This is a genomic window from Flavobacterium faecale, assembly GCF_003076455.1.
In the GTDB taxonomy this organism is placed as follows: Bacteria; Bacteroidota; Bacteroidia; order Flavobacteriales; family Flavobacteriaceae; genus Flavobacterium; species Flavobacterium faecale.
Genome location: NZ_CP020918.1, coordinates 4,531,869 through 4,548,491 on the forward strand (window position 1 = coordinate 4,531,869; position 16,623 = coordinate 4,548,491).

Genomic DNA, 16,623 nt, shown 5'->3' on the forward strand with positions numbered 1-16,623 from the left:
ACGAAGCAAACTGAGGGGCACGCCCAAATTATTTAATTAAACTTTAAGCGTTGAAAATATTATAAAGAATTATGCGATCGCCATAATTAATGTATAACTGTTTGCGATTGTCTTGATTTTTGCGAGTGATAATAGACAGTGTACATTCCTCTCCATCGATATTTCTGCAAACGAAAGAGTAAACAATGTCAGTAGCATTTTCTTCTACGGGTACAAAAGTGACAATGTCATACACTTGGATGATTCGTGAATAAACAACGATTCGCTTTTTGGTGGTATCTAAGTTAACAACCAAATTTACGAGTTCTAAATTGGACCATTCTCCCCACTTTCCTCTTTCATTTTTTTCTAAAACACTAACGCCAGAGGTAGTAAACTTATACGACTGACCAAACGATTTATGTGTAGCGATTGTGAAGAAAAAGAGTAAACAAATTACTTTAAAAATGGATTTTTTATTCATTATAGGAAACTATTATTTTGAAGTTCTATTCTTGCTTGTTCGTATTCTTTAAGTAGTGATGCTATAATTGCTGCGGCTGGCTTTACTTCGTCAATTAAAGCGGCAACCTGACCTATCTCTAGTTCTCCTTCGTCCAAATCCCCTTCAAACATTCCTTTTTTGGCTCTACCTCTGCCCAATACATCTTTCAATTCTTGAGCAGTTGGATTGTTTTTGTAGACGTTTTGTAGCGATTCGTAAAATTTATTTTTCAACAATCGTACGGGTGTAAGTTCCTTGAGTGTGAGTTCAGTTTGTCCTTCTGTACTGGCAACCACTAGCTCTTTAAAATTTTGATGCGCTGACGATTCGGTTGCAGTAACAAAAGCGCTACCAATTTGGACCGCCTCTGCTCCCAAAGCAAAAGCCGCTAACATACCGCGACCAGTTGCAATTCCGCCTGCCGCGATCAACGGAATAGTAAGTTCTTTGCTAACTAACGGAATTAGGGTAAATGTTGTAGTTTCATCTCGCCCGTTATGTCCTCCGGCTTCAAAGCCTTCGGCAACAACAGCATCGACACCTGCCAATTGCGCTTTCAAAGCAAATGCTAAACTGCTCACCACATGAACCACCGTTATTCCGTTTTTTTTGAGCATTGCAGTCCACGTTTTCGGATTACCTGCAGAGGTAAAAACTATTGGAACCTGCTCTTCTATAATGATTTTAAAAAGTTCTTCAAGATCAGGATATAACAAAGGTACATTGACAGCAAAGGGCTTAGTTGTTGCTTTTTTACATTTTTGAATGTGCTCTCGCAAGACATTTGGATACATAGAACCGGCACCGATTATTCCTAAACCACCTGCGTTACTCACAGCACTTGCCAATTTGTAGCCACTAACCCAAACCATACCAGCTTGAATTATGGGATACTGAATCTTGAAAAGGGCTGTTACTCTATTCATTAAAAACGAAATTATAATTTGACAATCTTACCCGTTTTCGAATAGGTGTCAAATTCAATTTTATACAAATAGGTTCCTGCTGCTAGAGATTCTAGTGAAACGGATTGATCAGAAACTAAATTATCTTTTTCTAAAACCTTGGCTCCAACAGATGAATAAAAAATTATTGAACCCGCTTTCATCGATTCTGGAAAAGAAATACGAACCGAGCTGGCCGTAGGATTAGGATATACTGCAACTTCTTTTTCAGTCTCCGCATCTGCAAATGGATCAGGAAGTTGGATACCTAATGCCAGGTTGAAATTTGGAATTCCGTAACCGTATTCAGAATTTGGGCTTGCGAATTTATCAGAGGATTGTAGTATTAAGTCTTTGATTTGTTGACTGGTTTTATTGGGAAACGCTTGCCAAATACACGCTACCATACCGGCCATGATAGGACCCGAAAATGAGGTTCCGCTTGCCGAAATTATGTTTCCAAATTCATCTGCTAACACATCAGCTTGCCCTTGGGCCATGACATCAGGTTTTATTCGTCCGTCAAAAGATGGACCAATCGAACTAAAGGTCGCTCGTGCACGAGAGGCTGTAACTGCACCTACAGAAAGTACTCCAAAAGCATCTGCAGGAGCACCAATATGCGGCTCTGATTCATTTCCTTCATTCCCTGCAGAAACTACCACTACCATTCCTCTAGAAGATGCCACATTGGCTCCTTTGGAAATGAAGGTAGCGTCACCCGTCATATCTGCATAAGTGAGGTCGTAATTTGGATTGGTATGACCATTCAAATACCCCAAAGAAGAATTTATAATATCAACACCTAAACTATCTGCCATTTCAGCGGCCTCTACCCAATAGGATTGTTCCACTGGACTTTCTTGCGAGTTATCTTCTGTAATGAACAAACAATAGGAAGCATCTGGCGCCGTGCCTACCAAGGCATTCTCTTTGTAACCTCCCATGCTTGACAATACATAGGTACCATGATGATCACCTGCATAAAAATTTGTGCTTCGACCTACAAAATTGTAGCCACCAATTATCTTGTTGTTATCACGCAATCGTTTGAAAGGTTGGGCCGTATTTACCCCAGGAAAACCCGCATCAATAATTGCAATTATCTTTCCGTTTCCTGTATAATTTTGTTGGTGCAAGTAGTCACCATTGAGCATTTTTATTTGATTATCAGAATTACCATAAGCGAAGTTAATATTGGACTGTGTACTAACCTCTATTGATTTTTGCTTAACGGTTTTTGCTGTTTTTGTTGTAGCAGTTGACGTATTCAATGCTTTATTAGCAAAAATCACTTTCGAAACAAAAGACAAACTAGTTAATGCCTTGACCGCTGCAAAATTTCCTTGTATGTGCAAGGCATTCATCCATTTTGACTTGGCCATTACCGTAATACCAGGACTTGATTTTACTTGTGTGATATAAGCAGGAGTGACTGGAATATCTTTGAAATCTAAGGAAATATTTTGGTTTTGACGTCTCTCAATAGCCCTTTGGGAAAGCATCGTAAGAGGAGCGTTGTAATACCCTTGCTCATTTGATTTGGCATTAAAGTATACCCACGCATCTTCTTGACAAAGAGCGCTCAACGAAGTGAGAAGCAGTAGTATGGAGAATAATCTATTCAATTTAAAAAAACAAAGTGTAACATCAAATATAGTAAATTAACATTAAACTTCGCCTTTTTAAATGCATCGTTAAAAGAATATTATTATTTTTTCAAGTTTATGAAAAATATTTAGGATATAACACCAGATCCTAACAACTCTTCCCCTTCATGCCAAGCTACAAATTGCCCTTCGGTAATTGCCGATTGTGGTTCGTCAAAAGAGATGTACATTCCGTTTTCTAATTGATGTAGGGTGGCTTTTTGAAGTGGCTGTCTGTATCGAATGCGTGCCATTACCTCACGTGTTTGTCCGTTGTGTAAACGTAAATCTTCGCGAATCCAGTGTACCTCTGATTGTTCTACAAACAAAGCAGAACGGAACAAACCTGGATGCTGTGCTCCCATTCCGGTATAAATTGTGTTTGTATCTACATCTGTAGCAATTACAAACAGTGCTTCCTTTGTTCCACCAACATTCAAACCTTTACGTTGGCCCACAGTAAAATAATGTGCACCTTGGTGTTTTCCAACCACTTTACCCATAGTTGGACTGTATAAAGTTTTGTTTGAAGAACTGATTAACTCCTCTTCTGGAGAACCAACCTCTGTAGTATCTTGGTTATAAATAGGATCGGCAGCGTCAATTTGAACTATAACACCGTCTTTTGGTTGTAATTTTTGTTGTAAAAACTCAGGAAGCCGTACTTTACCAATAAAACAAAGTCCTTGCGAATCTTTTTTCTCAGCGGTTACTAGCTCCATTTCAGCCGCAATTTCGCGCACCTCAGGTTTGGTCAACTCACCAATCGGAAACAAAGCTTTTGCCAATTGCTGTTGTGATAATTGACAAAGAAAATAAGACTGATCTTTATTGTTGTCTGCTCCCGCTTGCAATTGGTAAACAGTTTCGCCATTAACCTCGATTTCAGACTTACGACAATAATGTCCTGTTGCTACATAATCAGCACCAAGACTCATTGCAATTTTCATAAAAACGTCAAATTTAATTTCGCGATTACAAAGTACGTCAGGATTTGGAGTGCGTCCTTTTTCGTATTCGTTGAACATATAGTCCACAATTTTTTCTTTGTATTCTTCGCTTAAATCTACGGTCTGGAAAGGAATACCTAATTTTTCAGCTACTAACAGAGCATCATTACTATCTTCCAACCATGGGCAATCATTGGAAATGGTAACAGAATCGTCGTGCCAATTTTTCATGAACAATCCAATTACTTCATATCCTTGCTGCTGCAAAAGATAGGCTGCAACACTTGAATCAACTCCTCCAGATAGACCTACTACGACACGTTTCATTATTTCCTGCATTTTTTATGAGGGTGCAAAGATACAATGTTTTTATGGTTATCTTGTTTAACTATTGTTAATTCCAAGCCTTCAAAAATTACATTTATTTCTATAGAACTAAAACAATCGTTTTAAAAATAAACCTTATTTTAGTCTCAAATTATAGAAAAGCTACAACTTTAGTGACCGATAGCTTTAGTCTTGATTACACAGCTAGATTTTTTTTATAAAATTGTAAAAAACCTACGCAACCTTTCCGTATTAAATTCTCTATTATAAAAATAACCTCTACCATGAAAAAAATAATAGCTAGTATTGCACTATTGGGATTACTTACTTCTTGTTCTAATTCAACAATTGATCAAGAACCCTCAAATGAGATGAACTACAGTAAAAGTTTAGCAAAGTGGACAGAATTAAAAGCGGTAAACGGAAATTCATATACCTACAAAAGCAATTTCACCTCCTTTACAGGAAATGGTAACACAACCCAACTAACCGTTAAAAATGGTATTGTAACAGCGAGGGAATACGAATCATTCTCTATCGACAACTCACCTTCAAGAACCAAAACTATTACTTTATACTATCTTGAAGACGAAAAGAACTTAGGAACTCATACGGAAGGTGCTCCTACCATTACAATTGACGAAATATATACTTTGTGCGCTACTAATTATCTAAAAGTGGACGAAACTAATAATAGTATCACTTTCACCACCTTGCCATCTGGACTTTTGAATGTATGCGGTTACACTCCCAAAAACTGCATGGACGACTGTTTTGTAGGCGTGAATATCAGTGATTATAAGTGGGTTAAATGAAATAGATAGAGTATTAAAATTGAGATATTTAATCTTTATCTATTTAGCTTTGACCTTATTTGTATTCAATGGTGCACTCATATTAGTTTCTTTTTGCAGTTTTCCATTTTCGAAAAATTTCCAGATACCCACTTTTTTACCGTTTAAAAATTTTCCATGAGAGACTACTTTTCCATCAGCTTCCTTGTAAATAGCTTCACCGTCGTACTGATCTGCTTTGAACGAAGCCGATTCTAGAATAATATCATTCTCAGAATATTTTTTATATGGGCCTTCTTTTAAACCATCTTTATAATGGGTTTCTTCTGCCACTTTTCCACTTAAGTAGTAGACAGTTCTTAAGCCGTTCAATTTTCCGTTTTTGTAGTTTTCGGTTGTCATTACCACTGCTGATTCTTGGTGGTAATATTTCCATAATCCTTCAAATTGTTTATTTACAACACGTCCTTCACTCACCTTATTTTTCGATTGATCGTAAAATATGGTGTATGCGCTTCCGTCACCAGCACTAAAATCACGAGTCGCAATAACAGAACCGACTTTTGTATCATCAAAAAATTGGAACAAACCTACTTCTTGCCCATGTGCAAACGTACCTTCGTACTTAGGACGTTTTGAATCTTGGTAAAACCCCTTCCACAAACCGTCTTTCTTTCCGTTGGAATCTAACTTATTGTTGTTTTGTGCATTAACACTTAAATTTACGATTAAAAATAAAAAAATAATTCTCTGTACTGTTTTCATTGGTTTTCGCATTGAAAATATATAACTTCTAATTTATAATAAAATAGTATTGATAACAACTTATTTGCCACTGATATATAAAGTAGTCAGGATTGAAAAAAATTATTTTTCACTGGAATAGGAAAGCACATCCGGAAACTACGGGAAAAACTACTTCCTAGACCTAATAAAAAAAGAGATCATCCAATTGGATGACACCCTAAATGCATCCCTTTATAACGCAACTTAAAATTAATTATTTCACACCCTAAAACAAAAAAATCCCGAATGAACGAGATTTTTTTGATTGTATTATTTCTTTTTTTGTTGTGCCTTGGCAGCTTCTTGCTGTTCCATTACTTCTTGTAATTTTTGTTGGAACTTACCTGGTTTCTTAGGCTCTTTCTTTTTGTTTTCTTGAATTTGAGCGTGAATTTTATCTTCGTCCACAATGTAATTCTTAATCACCAATAACAATCCGATAGAGATTAGGTTGGAAATAAAATAGTACAAACTCAATCCTGATGCATAACTGTTAAAGAAAAACAACATCATCAATGGCGATACGTAAATCATGATTTTCATCATTTTGGCCATATCCGGCATTCCTTCTTGCGTTGGAGTAGCCATTTGTTGGTCTCCTGTTGTTAATTTCATATAAAAGAAAATAGCGATAGAAGCTAAAATCGGGAACAAACTAATGTGATTTCCGTACGCTGGAATATGGAATGGTAACTCGTAAACAGAATCGAATGAAGACAAATCTTTTGCCCATAAAAATGGTTTTTGTCTTAACCCAATAGCTGACGGGAAGAATTGAAACAAGGCATAGAATACTGGCATTTGCAGTAATCCAGGTATACAACCTGCCATAGGATTGACCCCGGCTTTGTTGTATAACTTCATTGTTTCTTGCTGTTTCTTCATTGGGTCTTTACTGTATTTCTCACCCAATTCTGCAATTTCTGGCTTCAATACTTTCATTTTTGCTTGTGACAAAAACGATTTATATGTAACCGGAGACATTAATAATTTGATTAAGATTGTAAACAAGATAATTGCCCATCCGTGCTCCATGAAAGCGCTCAAGAACCCGTATAAAGGAATGAATGCGTGACGGTTGATAAAACCAAATATCCCCCAACCCAATGGCACGATAGCCTCAAGGTTTTTGTCGTATGATTTTAATAAGGTATAATCCGTTGGACCAAAGTACCAATTCATTTTCTGATCTATTTCACCGTTTTTGAAAGCCAATGGTACAGTAGCCTTAAATTGTTTGGTGAAAATAGTATCAACTTCTTGGTCTTTTACTAAGTTATTCGAATACAATTCTGCAGAAGCAAAAGGTTCGTCACTTATTAAGATAGAAGAGAAAAAGTGTTGTTTGAAAGCGATATAAGAAACCTTTTCTGGATTATCTGTTTTGTCAGTTCCTTGACCTAAATAATCTGTTTTACCATCTTCGTACTCAAAATACATTTCGGCATAACGGTTTTCATAGGTAATACTTTTTTCATTAGCATAGGTTTTCAAATCCCACTCCAAGTTCAATGGCTTATTACTAACCAAAGTATTATTTAATCCTTGTGATTGAATTTCGAAATCCAACATGTAGTTATCTGCTTTCAATACATATTTAAATTCTAAATACGCATTGTCTGCTGATTTTAAACGCATAGAAAGAATTTGATCTTCTCCATTTTTGGTTAGAGTAGGCTCAAAAAACAAATCTTTGGTGTTTAAAGTATGATTGTCTTTGGTTTGCAATTGAATATTTAAATTCGAATTGTTATCCTTAATCAATTCTACCAATTGACCAGAATCTTTTGAAAATCTAGTGAAATCTTTTAAAGAGGCTTCTACAATATAACCACCTTTGTTAGCGATTTTAAGTGTAACCAATTTATTTTCGATAGTAGTAAAAGACTCGTTTGCTGAAGGAAGTGTTGCTGAATAAGCAAATCCACCTAAAGACTTTTGTAGTTTTGCCATTTGCAAAGTATCTCCAGGTGCAGCAGCCGCCAATGTAATGGTTTTGGCTACTTCTTTAGTCTTTACTGCTTGCTTGGTAACCAACTCTTTTTGTGCTTTTTCGGCAGCGATTTCGGCTTCATTTGGTTTATTTTGGTACATAATCCAAATTAAAATACCAAATATCAATATAAAACCGATTAACGAATTGGGGTCAAATTTTTTTTCTTCCATTATAATTTTTAAAAATGTTTAAAATATAAAAATTCCGTTTCCAATAATAGAAACGGAAGTTTTGGTCATTATTTCTTTTTTGATTGTACTGCTGCCGATACGAAATTCACAAAAAGTGGGTGTGGATTCACAACCGTACTTTTGTATTCTGGGTGGTATTGCACACCGATAAAGAATGGGTGGTTTTCAATTTCGACAATTTCTACCAATCCAGTATCAGGATTTACTCCCGATGCTTTCAAACCTGCACCTTCAAGCGCATCCAAATACTCGTTATTAAATTCATAACGGTGACGGTGACGCTCAGATATAGCAGTTTGTCCATATATCTTGTAAGCCAAAGTATCTGGTTTGATTTCACATTTCCATGCACCTAGACGCATTGTACCCCCTTTTTCGGTTACGTTTTTCTGACTTTCCATCAAATTCACTACTGCATTTGTAGTTTCTGGATTCATCTCTGTAGAATTGGCATCTTTCAATCCCAATACATTTCGAGAATATTCAATAACTGACATTTGCATACCCAAACAAATTCCGAAAAACGGCATATCATTTTCACGGGCATAACGCACAGCAGCGATCTTTCCTTCGATACCTCTTTCACCAAAACCTGGCGCAACAAGAATACCATCTAAGCCTGCAAATTTTTCAGCGATATTATGTTCGTCAATATATTCTGAGTGGATAGAAACCACATTTACTTTAGTTTCATTTGCAGCACCTGCATGTATAAACGCTTCCAAAATTGATTTGTAACAATCTTGCATTTCTACATACTTCCCGATCAAACCAATATTAATGGTGTGTTTTGGATTTTTTATTCTTTTTAAGAAAGTGTTCCATGTTTTTAAATCTGGAGCCGCTTTTTTAGGTAAATCTAGTTTTTTCAAAGCCACAATATCCAATCCTTCTTCAAGCATTAAATTTGGGACTTCATATATAGTAGAAGCATCAATAGATTGAATAACCGCTTCTCTTTTTACATTGCAAAACAAAGCCAATTTGTTTCTGATCTCATCAGAGATTTCATGCTCTGTTCTACAAACCAAGATATCAGCTTTGATTCCGCTTTCCATCAATGTTTTTACAGAGTGTTGTGTTGGTTTTGTTTTCAATTCCCCTGCAGCAGCCAAATAAGGAACTAAGGTTAAGTGAATAACAATTGCGTTGTTCTCGCCCATATCCCAAACAAGTTGACGAACAGACTCTATATAAGGTAAGGATTCAATATCCCCAACGGTACCACCAATTTCTGTAATCACAATATCATAATCACCTGACTTACCAAGCAATTGCATTCTATCTTTGATTTCGTTGGTAATATGAGGAACAACTTGAACTGTTTTTCCTAGAAACTCTCCTCTTCTCTCTTTTTCAATAACCGAAAGATAAATTCTACCTGTAGTAACGTTATTAGCCTGAGATGTAGGAACGTTCAAGAAACGCTCATAGTGTCCCAAATCCAAATCTGTTTCTGCACCATCATCAGTCACATAACATTCTCCGTGCTCATATGGGTTTAATGTCCCTGGATCCACGTTCAAATACGGGTCAAACTTTTGAATAGTTGTTCTATATCCTCTTGCTTGTAACAATTTTGCTAATGATGCTGCGATAATTCCTTTTCCTAAAGAAGAAGTCACACCACCGGTAACAAAAATATATTTCGTTTGATTCATTATGTTATGATTTGTGTATAATTGTCTAAAAAACGATGCAAAAATACGATTATATATTGGGATTATACTAATTTAAAAAAGAGATAATTCATAAAATTAAACCTCTTGCAGACCGTTTGTTTTTACTACAAATTGATGATTTACAATAGGTTTTAGCGAGGTTTAGGATACCTTTTTTTTATATTTCGAATTAAATCTTCTAAACCATTTAGTTTTAATTCATAAATAAGCGCTAGTTGTTGTCCCAACTCCCCCTTTGGAAAACCCTTATTGTGGTACCAAACCACATAAAACTCGGGCAAATCGATTAAAAACCGACCTTCATATTTACCAAAAGGCATTTTGGTGTGCGCCAATTTGATAAGCTGCTCTTGATTATCGTTCATCTTTTTATTCTATTAAAATGCCGTTGACCACTGAGTCAGAACTGCGACATCAGTAAAAAAAAATAGAAGACCAAAATAACTTGATCTTCTAGATTTATAAAAATATTTTTATAGTAAGAACCTAATTTAGGTTACTATTCGTCTTCGTCTTCGTAAAACTCATCATAACGAGCTGGAATTTGTGGATCAAACAACGGACATTTAAACTCTTCCATAATACTTACTAGTTTATCCATGGTTTTTCCTTGCGTACCGTAGCAGTCAATAGAGATACTTTCTGGAGTCGATTTTACTTGAAAAGCACCTTTCCCTTTTGGGTTTTGCCAACTGTCTTCATCTACTTTTTCCCAATCTGAGAAAACGGAACTAATTCTATTGCGAATTACTTGGATCGGAAGCACTTCTAATCCTTCGACAGCTTCGCCGTCAACTAGAGCTTCATAAACCAGTTGATGATTGAGATATATTTCTTCTTGATATTGCCAAAAAACGAGTTCGTACATATTTTTTAAGTTGCTAAGGTTCTAAGTTGCCAAGATTCTAAGTTACTTAGCCACTTAGAATCTTAGAAACTATCTTTTAATACTCGAAAGTACCGTATTCGCTGGTAATTGTTAATTTCTTAGTATCAGCTGCCTCTACTCTACCTACGATTTGAGCTACAACATTGAACGATTTTGAAATTGCAATTATATCTTGCGCTACTGCTTCGGGAACGTAAATTTCCATACGGTGACCGCAGTTAAATACTTGGTACATCTCTTTCCAATCGGTTTTGGATTGCTCCTGAATCAATTGAAATAATGGTGGTACTGGAAACAAATTATCCTTTATAATATGCAAATCATTCACAAAATGCAAGATTTTCGTTTGCGCTCCACCACTACAGTGCACCATTCCGTGAATATCCTCTGAATTGTATTTATCTAAAATAGTTTTAATAATCGGTGCATAGGTACGTGTTGGCGAAAGCACCAATTGTCCTGCATCGATGGGAGAATTCTCCACCGCATCGGTCAATTTCACTTGTCCTGAATAAATTAAATCATCTGGAACAGCAGCGTCAAAACTTTCTGGGTATTTTGTAGCCAAATATTTTTCAAAAACATCATGACGAGCAGACGTTAAGCCGTTACTACCCATTCCACCATTGTATCCTTTTTCATAAGAAGCTTGACCGAATGAAGCCAAACCTACAATAACATCACCTGCTTTGATATTGGCATTGTCAATAACTTTGCTACGTGGCATGCGCGCTGTAACCGTAGAGTCTACAATTATAGTACGAACGATATCACCCACATCGGCAGTTTCTCCACCAGTAGAATGTATGGTTACGCCAAAAGAATCTAATTCTTTAATTAATTCTTCGGTTCCATTGATAATAGCAGAAATAACTTCAGCTGGAATCAAATTTTTATTTCGACCAATTGTTGACGAAAGCAAAATATTATCAGTTGCCCCAACACACAATAAATCGTCAATATTCATGATCAAGGCATCTTGAGCAATCCCTTTCCATACCGATAAATCACCAGTTTCTTTCCAATACATATACGCTAAAGAGGATTTTGTTCCTGCTCCATCGGCATGCATAATCAAGCAATAATTCTCGTCCTGAGTCAAATAATCAGGTACAATTTTGCAAAATGCTTGTGGAAATAATCCTTTATCTATGTTTTTTATCGCGTTATGAACATCTTCTTTGGACGCTGAAACCCCACGAAGGGCATATCTTTTTGAAGTATCTGAACTCATGAATTGTTGTTGTGTAAATGGTTTTGACCAACTTGTTTGCGTGCGCAAAGATAAAAAAATTTATAGATTTTTTATTGTAGAATTAGCATATGCTTCTACAGAAAGACTATTTATAATTGAGATTATTAACAATTGTACCTAATATTGATAAGAAAATAGGATCCTGAACTAGTTAAAATTCTTCAATCCTTCCTTATTAACAGGTACAAGAATTTTTCGATCTATAAATTACAACTCATTAACATCGTTTAAAATCGCTTGTACAACTCCTAACGCTGCTCTTTCGCCTGAAATCATTGCAGCATTTAACGAACCATTCAATAACGTATCGCCAGCGACAAAAATTCCTTTTGACAACATTGTTTCTAAAGGCTCCATCTCGTATTTCAAGTTTTCTAAATTTGGTAATGCTTTTATGATCGAATATTGTTTTATAAATCGTAAATCATTAATACCACAGTATTGTTTGAGTTCTTCTTCTACTTGAATTCTTAAATTTTCTGATGTTAAACCATGATCTTTTACCACCGTTACAGATAACAAATCTTTGGCTCCAGAGGATTTTGTAGCGACACTAGTGTGGTAAAAAATATTATTTACCAAAGCGTCTTTGTCAGCTACTAAACCAATAATAGGTCTGGATAAAACCGCTTTTTCTGTTACAAAATAAAATGTTTCACAGGATTTCCAATCTACTTTATTATCGAGATCATTTTTGATTAAATCGTTTTTCTCTGTTGCAAGTATCACATAGTCACTATTTAATACTTCTCCATTTTCAAGTGTTATTTTTCCATCTTGTACAGAAGAAACTTTGGTATTAAAAAGGAAAGCAGTCTGCTTCAAATTAGCTTTTATTTGAATTGGGATAACCTCCATACCCGCTTTGGGTAGCGCAGCCGAACCTTCGCCAAACATTTTATATACAAATTCAAACATTCGACTAGAGGTTTGTAGCGATGGTTCTAAAAAGATGCCTGCAAAAAAAGGTTTAAAAAACGTAGTTATAATTTCGTCTGAAAAACCAAAATCTTTTAAATATTGCAAAGTAGTTTTCTCTGGCTTAGCAAAAATCACGTCTAAATTAGTCTTCTTTAGTAGTAAATTCAGTTTCAGAATTTTAATCTTATCCGAAAGCGAGCCAATTCCTGAAAAAAGCGTTGGAAACAATAACGAAATGGCACGCAAGGGATCACCAAGTGTTTTCTGTACACCATTTTTAAAAATAGTTGCACCAGGCAACAAATACTGCAAATCTAAATCGGCACTGTTTAAATATTTTTGAACTGCAGGATATGCTGTCAATAGCACCTGAAAACCGTGGTCTAATTGATATCCGTCTATAGTATCCGTCTTTACACGACCTCCTACTTGATCGGTAGCTTCAATAATAGTGGGACAAAAACCATTTTCCTCCAGAACTCTCGCAGCTATAAGTCCGCTAATTCCCGCACCTACAATATATATTTTGTACTCTTCTTTTTTCATCACAACTTTCTACCTTATATCTGTAACAAATATAAGCTATAGCGTAGCAAAGTACAACAAAAAATAAATTGATATTAAGTAAGTTTATTCAGCAGCTATCACAAAATTAGATTGTATCTTTAAGGAGCAAAACAACTTAGATAAAAATATTAACAAATATTTTGTTTAACCTTTTTGATTAATAGTTAAACATTACCTATCTTTACATCATCAATTAAACATTTATTGTTATGACAACTCAAAATAGTACAACAGACAGAGAAGGAATTATTTCCATGTATATGGATTACACTTTAGAAAACAGCAAAAAACCAGATTCAGTTTATCTCTTTGCGAAGGCAAACCATATCACCGAAGCTGACTTTTATAAAGAATTCGGAACCCTAGAAGCTGTTGACAAAGCTATTTTCGGTTTGTTTTTCTCTAAAACTGTTGATTTAATTGCAAAAGACCCAGCCTACCACGAATATGAAACTAAAAACAAATTGTTAAGTTTTTATTTTACATTTTTCGAAATGTTGACAATGAACCGTTCTTACGTGCTTCTTACTTTGAAAGAACACAAGAACATGTTGAAAAACATGTCACAATTGGCACCGCTACGCACAGACTTTAAAAATTATTTCGGCGAAATTTTAGATGATAATTATTTACTTAAACAAGAAAAAATTCAAAAAATTCAATTGAAAGGATTGCAAGAAAGTGCCTGGATTCAGTTTCTATTTACGATGAAATTTTGGATGGACGATGATTCAGCAGCTTTTGAAAAGACAGATATTTATATCGAAAAATCGGTGAAACTAAGCTTTGAACTTATAAACGTTGCACCACTTGATAGTTTGATAGATTTTGGCAAATTTCTTTTTAAAGAAAAAACACAAAAAATGTAATGAAGACACTAGACAGCATCCCCACATCAAAAATTGAACGCGCTACAAAACTGGTCCAAACTGGAGCAAAAATTGGCGTGAACTACATAAAATACTACGGAGAAAAAATCGTTAATTCTGATTTGACGAAAGATAAATTGAACGAAAGTAACGCGGCAGACATTTATGACGGACTAAAAGATCTAAAAGGAAGTGCCTTGAAAGTAGCTCAAATGTTGAGCATGGACAAGAATTTTTTACCGCAAGCTTATGTAGAAAAATTCTCTTTGTCTCAATTTTCTGTGCCACCACTCTCTGCACCCTTAGTTTTAAAAACGTTTAAAAATAGTTTAGGTAAAAATCCCAATGAAATATTTGATGATTTCAATGCCAATTCTGTAAACGCTGCAAGTATTGGTCAAGTGCATCAAGCTACCAAAAATGGTAAAAAATTGGCCGTGAAAATCCAATATCCCGGGGTTGCCAACAGCATCTCTTCTGATTTGGCAATGGTAAAACCTGTAGCGATTCGAATGTTTAACTTACAAGGAAAAGATTCTGATAAGTACTTTAAAGAAGTTGAAGATAAATTAATCGAAGAAACGGACTATAAGTTAGAACTCAAACAAAGTCAAGAGGTTGAAGCTGCTTGCAGCCACATACCAAATTTGATCATGCCACAATATTATCCTGAATATTCTACGGATAAAATTTTGACAATGGATTGGATGGACGGCGTTCATGTATCTGAATTTAAAAACACCAACCCTGAAGTTGCTAATCAAGTTGGACAGGCATTATGGGATTTTTATATGTTTCAATTGCATATTCTTAAAAAAGTACATGCTGATCCGCATCCTGGAAATTTTCTTATCAGTAAAGAGAATAAACTTATTGCACTTGATTTTGGTTGCATGAAAATTATTCCAGATTCGTTTTACACTCCGTACTTTGAATTGGTCGATCCTAAAATAATTAACGATCCCGTAATTTTTGAAGCTAAACTAACTTTATTAGAAATCATTAAACCCGAAGATACTAAAGAAGAGAAAGAATATTTCACTAAAATGTTTTATGACCTTCTGTCTTTATTCACAGAACCTTTTCAGGGAGAGACTTTTGATTTTTCGGATGGAATATTTTTCGGAAAAATTGCTCAATTGGGAGAACGTTTTGCAAAAGATACCAATTTGAAAAAAATGAATGGTAGTCGCGGATCTAAACATTTCATTTATATGAACCGCACCTTTTTCGGATTGTACAATTTACTATTCGATTTAAAATCAAAAATCAATGTTAACCAATATAAAACTTTAGCACGATGAGTATTGAATTAACTCCATTAGAAAGTGACCGCATAATCGAAATGGCGTGGGAAGACAGAACTACTTTTGAAGCCATTTTTATGCAATTTGGATTAAAAGAGCAGGAAGTAATCAACCACATGCGCCAAGAATTGAAGCCGTCTAGCTTTAAGCGCTGGAGAGCACGTGTACAAGGACGTAAAACCAAGCATGCCAAATTAAGAACCTTTATGGAAGGCCGATTTAAATGCAGTAGACAAAGACAGATTACCTTAAATAAAATATCAAAAAGATGAAAAACATCCTAATAATTGGAGGAAGTAAAGGAATAGGAAAAGCGATTCTAGAACAACAAATCGATACCAATACAATCATCAATCTAAGTAGAACCGCGCCAGAGGTTACTCATACTAATTTAACGCACCATACTATAGACATTAGTACCGATGAATTACCTGAAATAGATAGTATCGACACCCTTATTTATTGCCCAGGAACTATTAATCTAAAACCGATTAGTAGTTTAAGTCTAGACGATTTTAGACATGATTTTGAAGTCAACGTAATTGGTGCTGTAAAAGCCATTCAAAAATACTTACCAGCGCTCAAAAAAGGCAATAAGCCATCCATATTATTATTTAGTACTGTTGCTGTAAAACTAGGTATGCCTTATCACGCTAGTGTTGCTGCGTCTAAAGCTGCAATTGAAGGATTGGTAAAATCATTGGGAGCAGAATTAGCGCCAACGATTCGCGTGAACGGAATTGCGCCTACAATCACAGATACAAGCCTTGCCTCAACTATATTACGCAACGATCGCATGAAAGAAAACATGATCGAACGTCACCCGATGAAAGGGTACTTAAACACTGAAGAAGTTGCGTCGATGGCCAACTTCTTAATTTCAGACCAAGCACAATCAATGTCTGGTCAAATAATCCCAATGGATTACGGGATTGTTTCATTCAAACTTTAAACTGTACCACGTTTATTTTCCTTTTTTAGTCAAAAAAACTTTTGATTTTTAAAAACAAAA

General features: G+C 35.4%; 16 protein-coding genes. 5 read left to right on the forward strand and 11 right to left on the reverse strand.

The features are described 5' to 3' along the window. Positions 1 to 43: 43 nt before the first annotated feature. The 4 genes from FFWV33_RS18820 to mnmA form a co-directional block, all read right to left on the reverse strand. Positions 44 to 463 carry a hypothetical protein gene (locus FFWV33_RS18820; RefSeq protein WP_245891599.1) on the reverse strand — a complete coding sequence of 140 codons (420 nt, stop codon included), beginning with the start codon at positions 461 to 463 and terminating at the stop codon, positions 44 to 46. Further along, a complete protein-coding gene (locus FFWV33_RS18825) occupies positions 463 to 1,410 on the reverse strand; it encodes an NAD(P)H-dependent flavin oxidoreductase (protein WP_108742327.1) in 948 nt (315 codons plus the stop codon). Before FFWV33_RS18825 ends, FFWV33_RS18820 begins: the two co-directional genes overlap by 1 nt. Before the next feature lie 11 nt (positions 1,411 to 1,421). Continuing rightward, complete coding sequence (locus FFWV33_RS18830) at positions 1,422 to 3,056, reverse strand: S8 family serine peptidase (protein ID WP_170111555.1); 1,635 nt, start codon at positions 3,054 to 3,056, stop codon at positions 1,422 to 1,424. 110 nt (positions 3,057 to 3,166) lie between these two features. After that, entirely contained in the window at positions 3,167 to 4,354 is a 1,188-nt protein-coding gene (gene mnmA / locus FFWV33_RS18835) for a tRNA 2-thiouridine(34) synthase MnmA (protein WP_108742328.1), read from the reverse strand. Positions 4,355 to 4,638: 284 nt separating this feature from the next. Between mnmA and FFWV33_RS18840 the strand changes: the two genes are divergently transcribed. Beyond that, positions 4,639 to 5,169, forward strand: coding sequence for a putative periplasmic lipoprotein (locus FFWV33_RS18840; RefSeq protein WP_108742329.1), 531 nt, complete (start codon positions 4,639 to 4,641; stop codon positions 5,167 to 5,169). Between the two features lie 39 nt (positions 5,170 to 5,208). On the opposite strand, the gene FFWV33_RS18845 is transcribed toward FFWV33_RS18840, so the two are convergent. From FFWV33_RS18845 to FFWV33_RS18875, 7 genes are all read right to left on the reverse strand, one after another. Next, complete coding sequence (locus tag FFWV33_RS18845) at positions 5,209 to 5,913, reverse strand: toxin-antitoxin system YwqK family antitoxin (protein ID WP_108742330.1); 705 nt, start codon at positions 5,911 to 5,913, stop codon at positions 5,209 to 5,211. A gap of 291 nt (positions 5,914 to 6,204) precedes the next feature. Then, on the reverse strand, positions 6,205 to 8,100 hold the full coding sequence (gene yidC, locus FFWV33_RS18850) for a membrane protein insertase YidC (protein WP_108742331.1): 1,896 nt from the start codon (positions 8,098 to 8,100) through the stop codon (positions 6,205 to 6,207). Positions 8,101 to 8,168: 68 nt separating this feature from the next. Beyond that, positions 8,169 to 9,782, reverse strand: a complete 1,614-nt coding sequence (locus tag FFWV33_RS18855; protein WP_108742332.1) for a CTP synthase — start codon at positions 9,780 to 9,782, stop codon at positions 8,169 to 8,171. Positions 9,783 to 9,934: 152 nt separating this feature from the next. Continuing rightward, a complete protein-coding gene (locus FFWV33_RS18860; protein ID WP_108742333.1) occupies positions 9,935 to 10,168 on the reverse strand; it encodes a DUF3820 family protein in 234 nt (77 codons plus the stop codon). Positions 10,169 to 10,302: 134 nt separating this feature from the next. Further along, the gene (locus tag FFWV33_RS18865; RefSeq protein WP_108742334.1) at positions 10,303 to 10,671 is read right to left on the reverse strand and encodes a hypothetical protein; all 369 of its coding nucleotides are present in this window, start codon (positions 10,669 to 10,671) and stop codon (positions 10,303 to 10,305) included. A gap of 76 nt (positions 10,672 to 10,747) precedes the next feature. Beyond that, positions 10,748 to 11,926 carry an AIR synthase related protein gene (locus FFWV33_RS18870; protein WP_108742335.1) on the reverse strand — a complete coding sequence of 393 codons (1,179 nt, stop codon included), beginning with the start codon at positions 11,924 to 11,926 and terminating at the stop codon, positions 10,748 to 10,750. Positions 11,927 to 12,154: 228 nt separating this feature from the next. After that, positions 12,155 to 13,414 (reverse strand): NAD(P)/FAD-dependent oxidoreductase, encoded by a 1,260-nt coding sequence (locus FFWV33_RS18875; protein WP_108742336.1) that lies wholly within the window; start codon positions 13,412 to 13,414, stop codon positions 12,155 to 12,157. Between the two features lie 230 nt (positions 13,415 to 13,644). Between FFWV33_RS18875 and FFWV33_RS18880 the strand changes: the two genes are divergently transcribed. The 4 genes from FFWV33_RS18880 to FFWV33_RS18895 are packed head-to-tail and all read left to right on the forward strand — an operon-like array spanning position 13,645 to position 16,563. Further along, positions 13,645 to 14,304 (forward strand): TetR family transcriptional regulator C-terminal domain-containing protein, encoded by a 660-nt coding sequence (locus FFWV33_RS18880; protein ID WP_108742337.1) that lies wholly within the window; start codon positions 13,645 to 13,647, stop codon positions 14,302 to 14,304. After that, positions 14,304 to 15,608 (forward strand): ABC1 kinase family protein, encoded by a 1,305-nt coding sequence (locus FFWV33_RS18885; protein ID WP_108742338.1) that lies wholly within the window; start codon positions 14,304 to 14,306, stop codon positions 15,606 to 15,608. The genes FFWV33_RS18880 and FFWV33_RS18885 overlap by 1 nt, the downstream gene beginning before the upstream one ends. Continuing rightward, positions 15,605 to 15,883: a TIGR03643 family protein gene (locus tag FFWV33_RS18890; RefSeq protein WP_108742339.1), complete on the forward strand. Its 279-nt coding sequence runs from the start codon at positions 15,605 to 15,607 to the stop codon at positions 15,881 to 15,883. The genes FFWV33_RS18885 and FFWV33_RS18890 overlap by 4 nt, the downstream gene beginning before the upstream one ends. Beyond that, positions 15,880 to 16,563 carry an SDR family NAD(P)-dependent oxidoreductase gene (locus FFWV33_RS18895; protein ID WP_108742340.1) on the forward strand — a complete coding sequence of 228 codons (684 nt, stop codon included), beginning with the start codon at positions 15,880 to 15,882 and terminating at the stop codon, positions 16,561 to 16,563. The genes FFWV33_RS18890 and FFWV33_RS18895 overlap by 4 nt, the downstream gene beginning before the upstream one ends. Positions 16,564 to 16,623: the final 60 nt, after the last annotated feature.

Coding starts and splice junctions, on each gene's coding strand:
- FFWV33_RS18885 (WP_108742338.1), top strand. CDS start 14,304: ATGAAGACACTAGACAGCATCCCCACATCAAAAATTGAACGCGCTACA.
- FFWV33_RS18880 (WP_108742337.1), top strand. CDS start 13,645: ATGACAACTCAAAATAGTACAACAGACAGAGAAGGAATTATTTCCATG.
- FFWV33_RS18860 (WP_108742333.1), bottom strand. CDS start 10,168: ATGAACGATAATCAAGAGCAGCTTATCAAATTGGCGCACACCAAAATG.
- FFWV33_RS18820 (WP_245891599.1), bottom strand. CDS start 463: ATGAATAAAAAATCCATTTTTAAAGTAATTTGTTTACTCTTTTTCTTC.
- yidC (WP_108742331.1), bottom strand. CDS start 8,100: ATGGAAGAAAAAAAATTTGACCCCAATTCGTTAATCGGTTTTATATTG.
- FFWV33_RS18890 (WP_108742339.1), top strand. CDS start 15,605: ATGAGTATTGAATTAACTCCATTAGAAAGTGACCGCATAATCGAAATG.
- FFWV33_RS18840 (WP_108742329.1), top strand. CDS start 4,639: ATGAAAAAAATAATAGCTAGTATTGCACTATTGGGATTACTTACTTCT.
- FFWV33_RS18875 (WP_108742336.1), bottom strand. CDS start 13,414: ATGAAAAAAGAAGAGTACAAAATATATATTGTAGGTGCGGGAATTAGC.
- mnmA (WP_108742328.1), bottom strand. CDS start 4,354: ATGAAACGTGTCGTAGTAGGTCTATCTGGAGGAGTTGATTCAAGTGTT.
- FFWV33_RS18845 (WP_108742330.1), bottom strand. CDS start 5,913: ATGAAAACAGTACAGAGAATTATTTTTTTATTTTTAATCGTAAATTTA.
- FFWV33_RS18865 (WP_108742334.1), bottom strand. CDS start 10,671: ATGTACGAACTCGTTTTTTGGCAATATCAAGAAGAAATATATCTCAAT.
- FFWV33_RS18855 (WP_108742332.1), bottom strand. CDS start 9,782: ATGAATCAAACGAAATATATTTTTGTTACCGGTGGTGTGACTTCTTCT.
- FFWV33_RS18870 (WP_108742335.1), bottom strand. CDS start 11,926: ATGAGTTCAGATACTTCAAAAAGATATGCCCTTCGTGGGGTTTCAGCG.
- FFWV33_RS18825 (WP_108742327.1), bottom strand. CDS start 1,410: ATGAATAGAGTAACAGCCCTTTTCAAGATTCAGTATCCCATAATTCAA.
- FFWV33_RS18895 (WP_108742340.1), top strand. CDS start 15,880: ATGAAAAACATCCTAATAATTGGAGGAAGTAAAGGAATAGGAAAAGCG.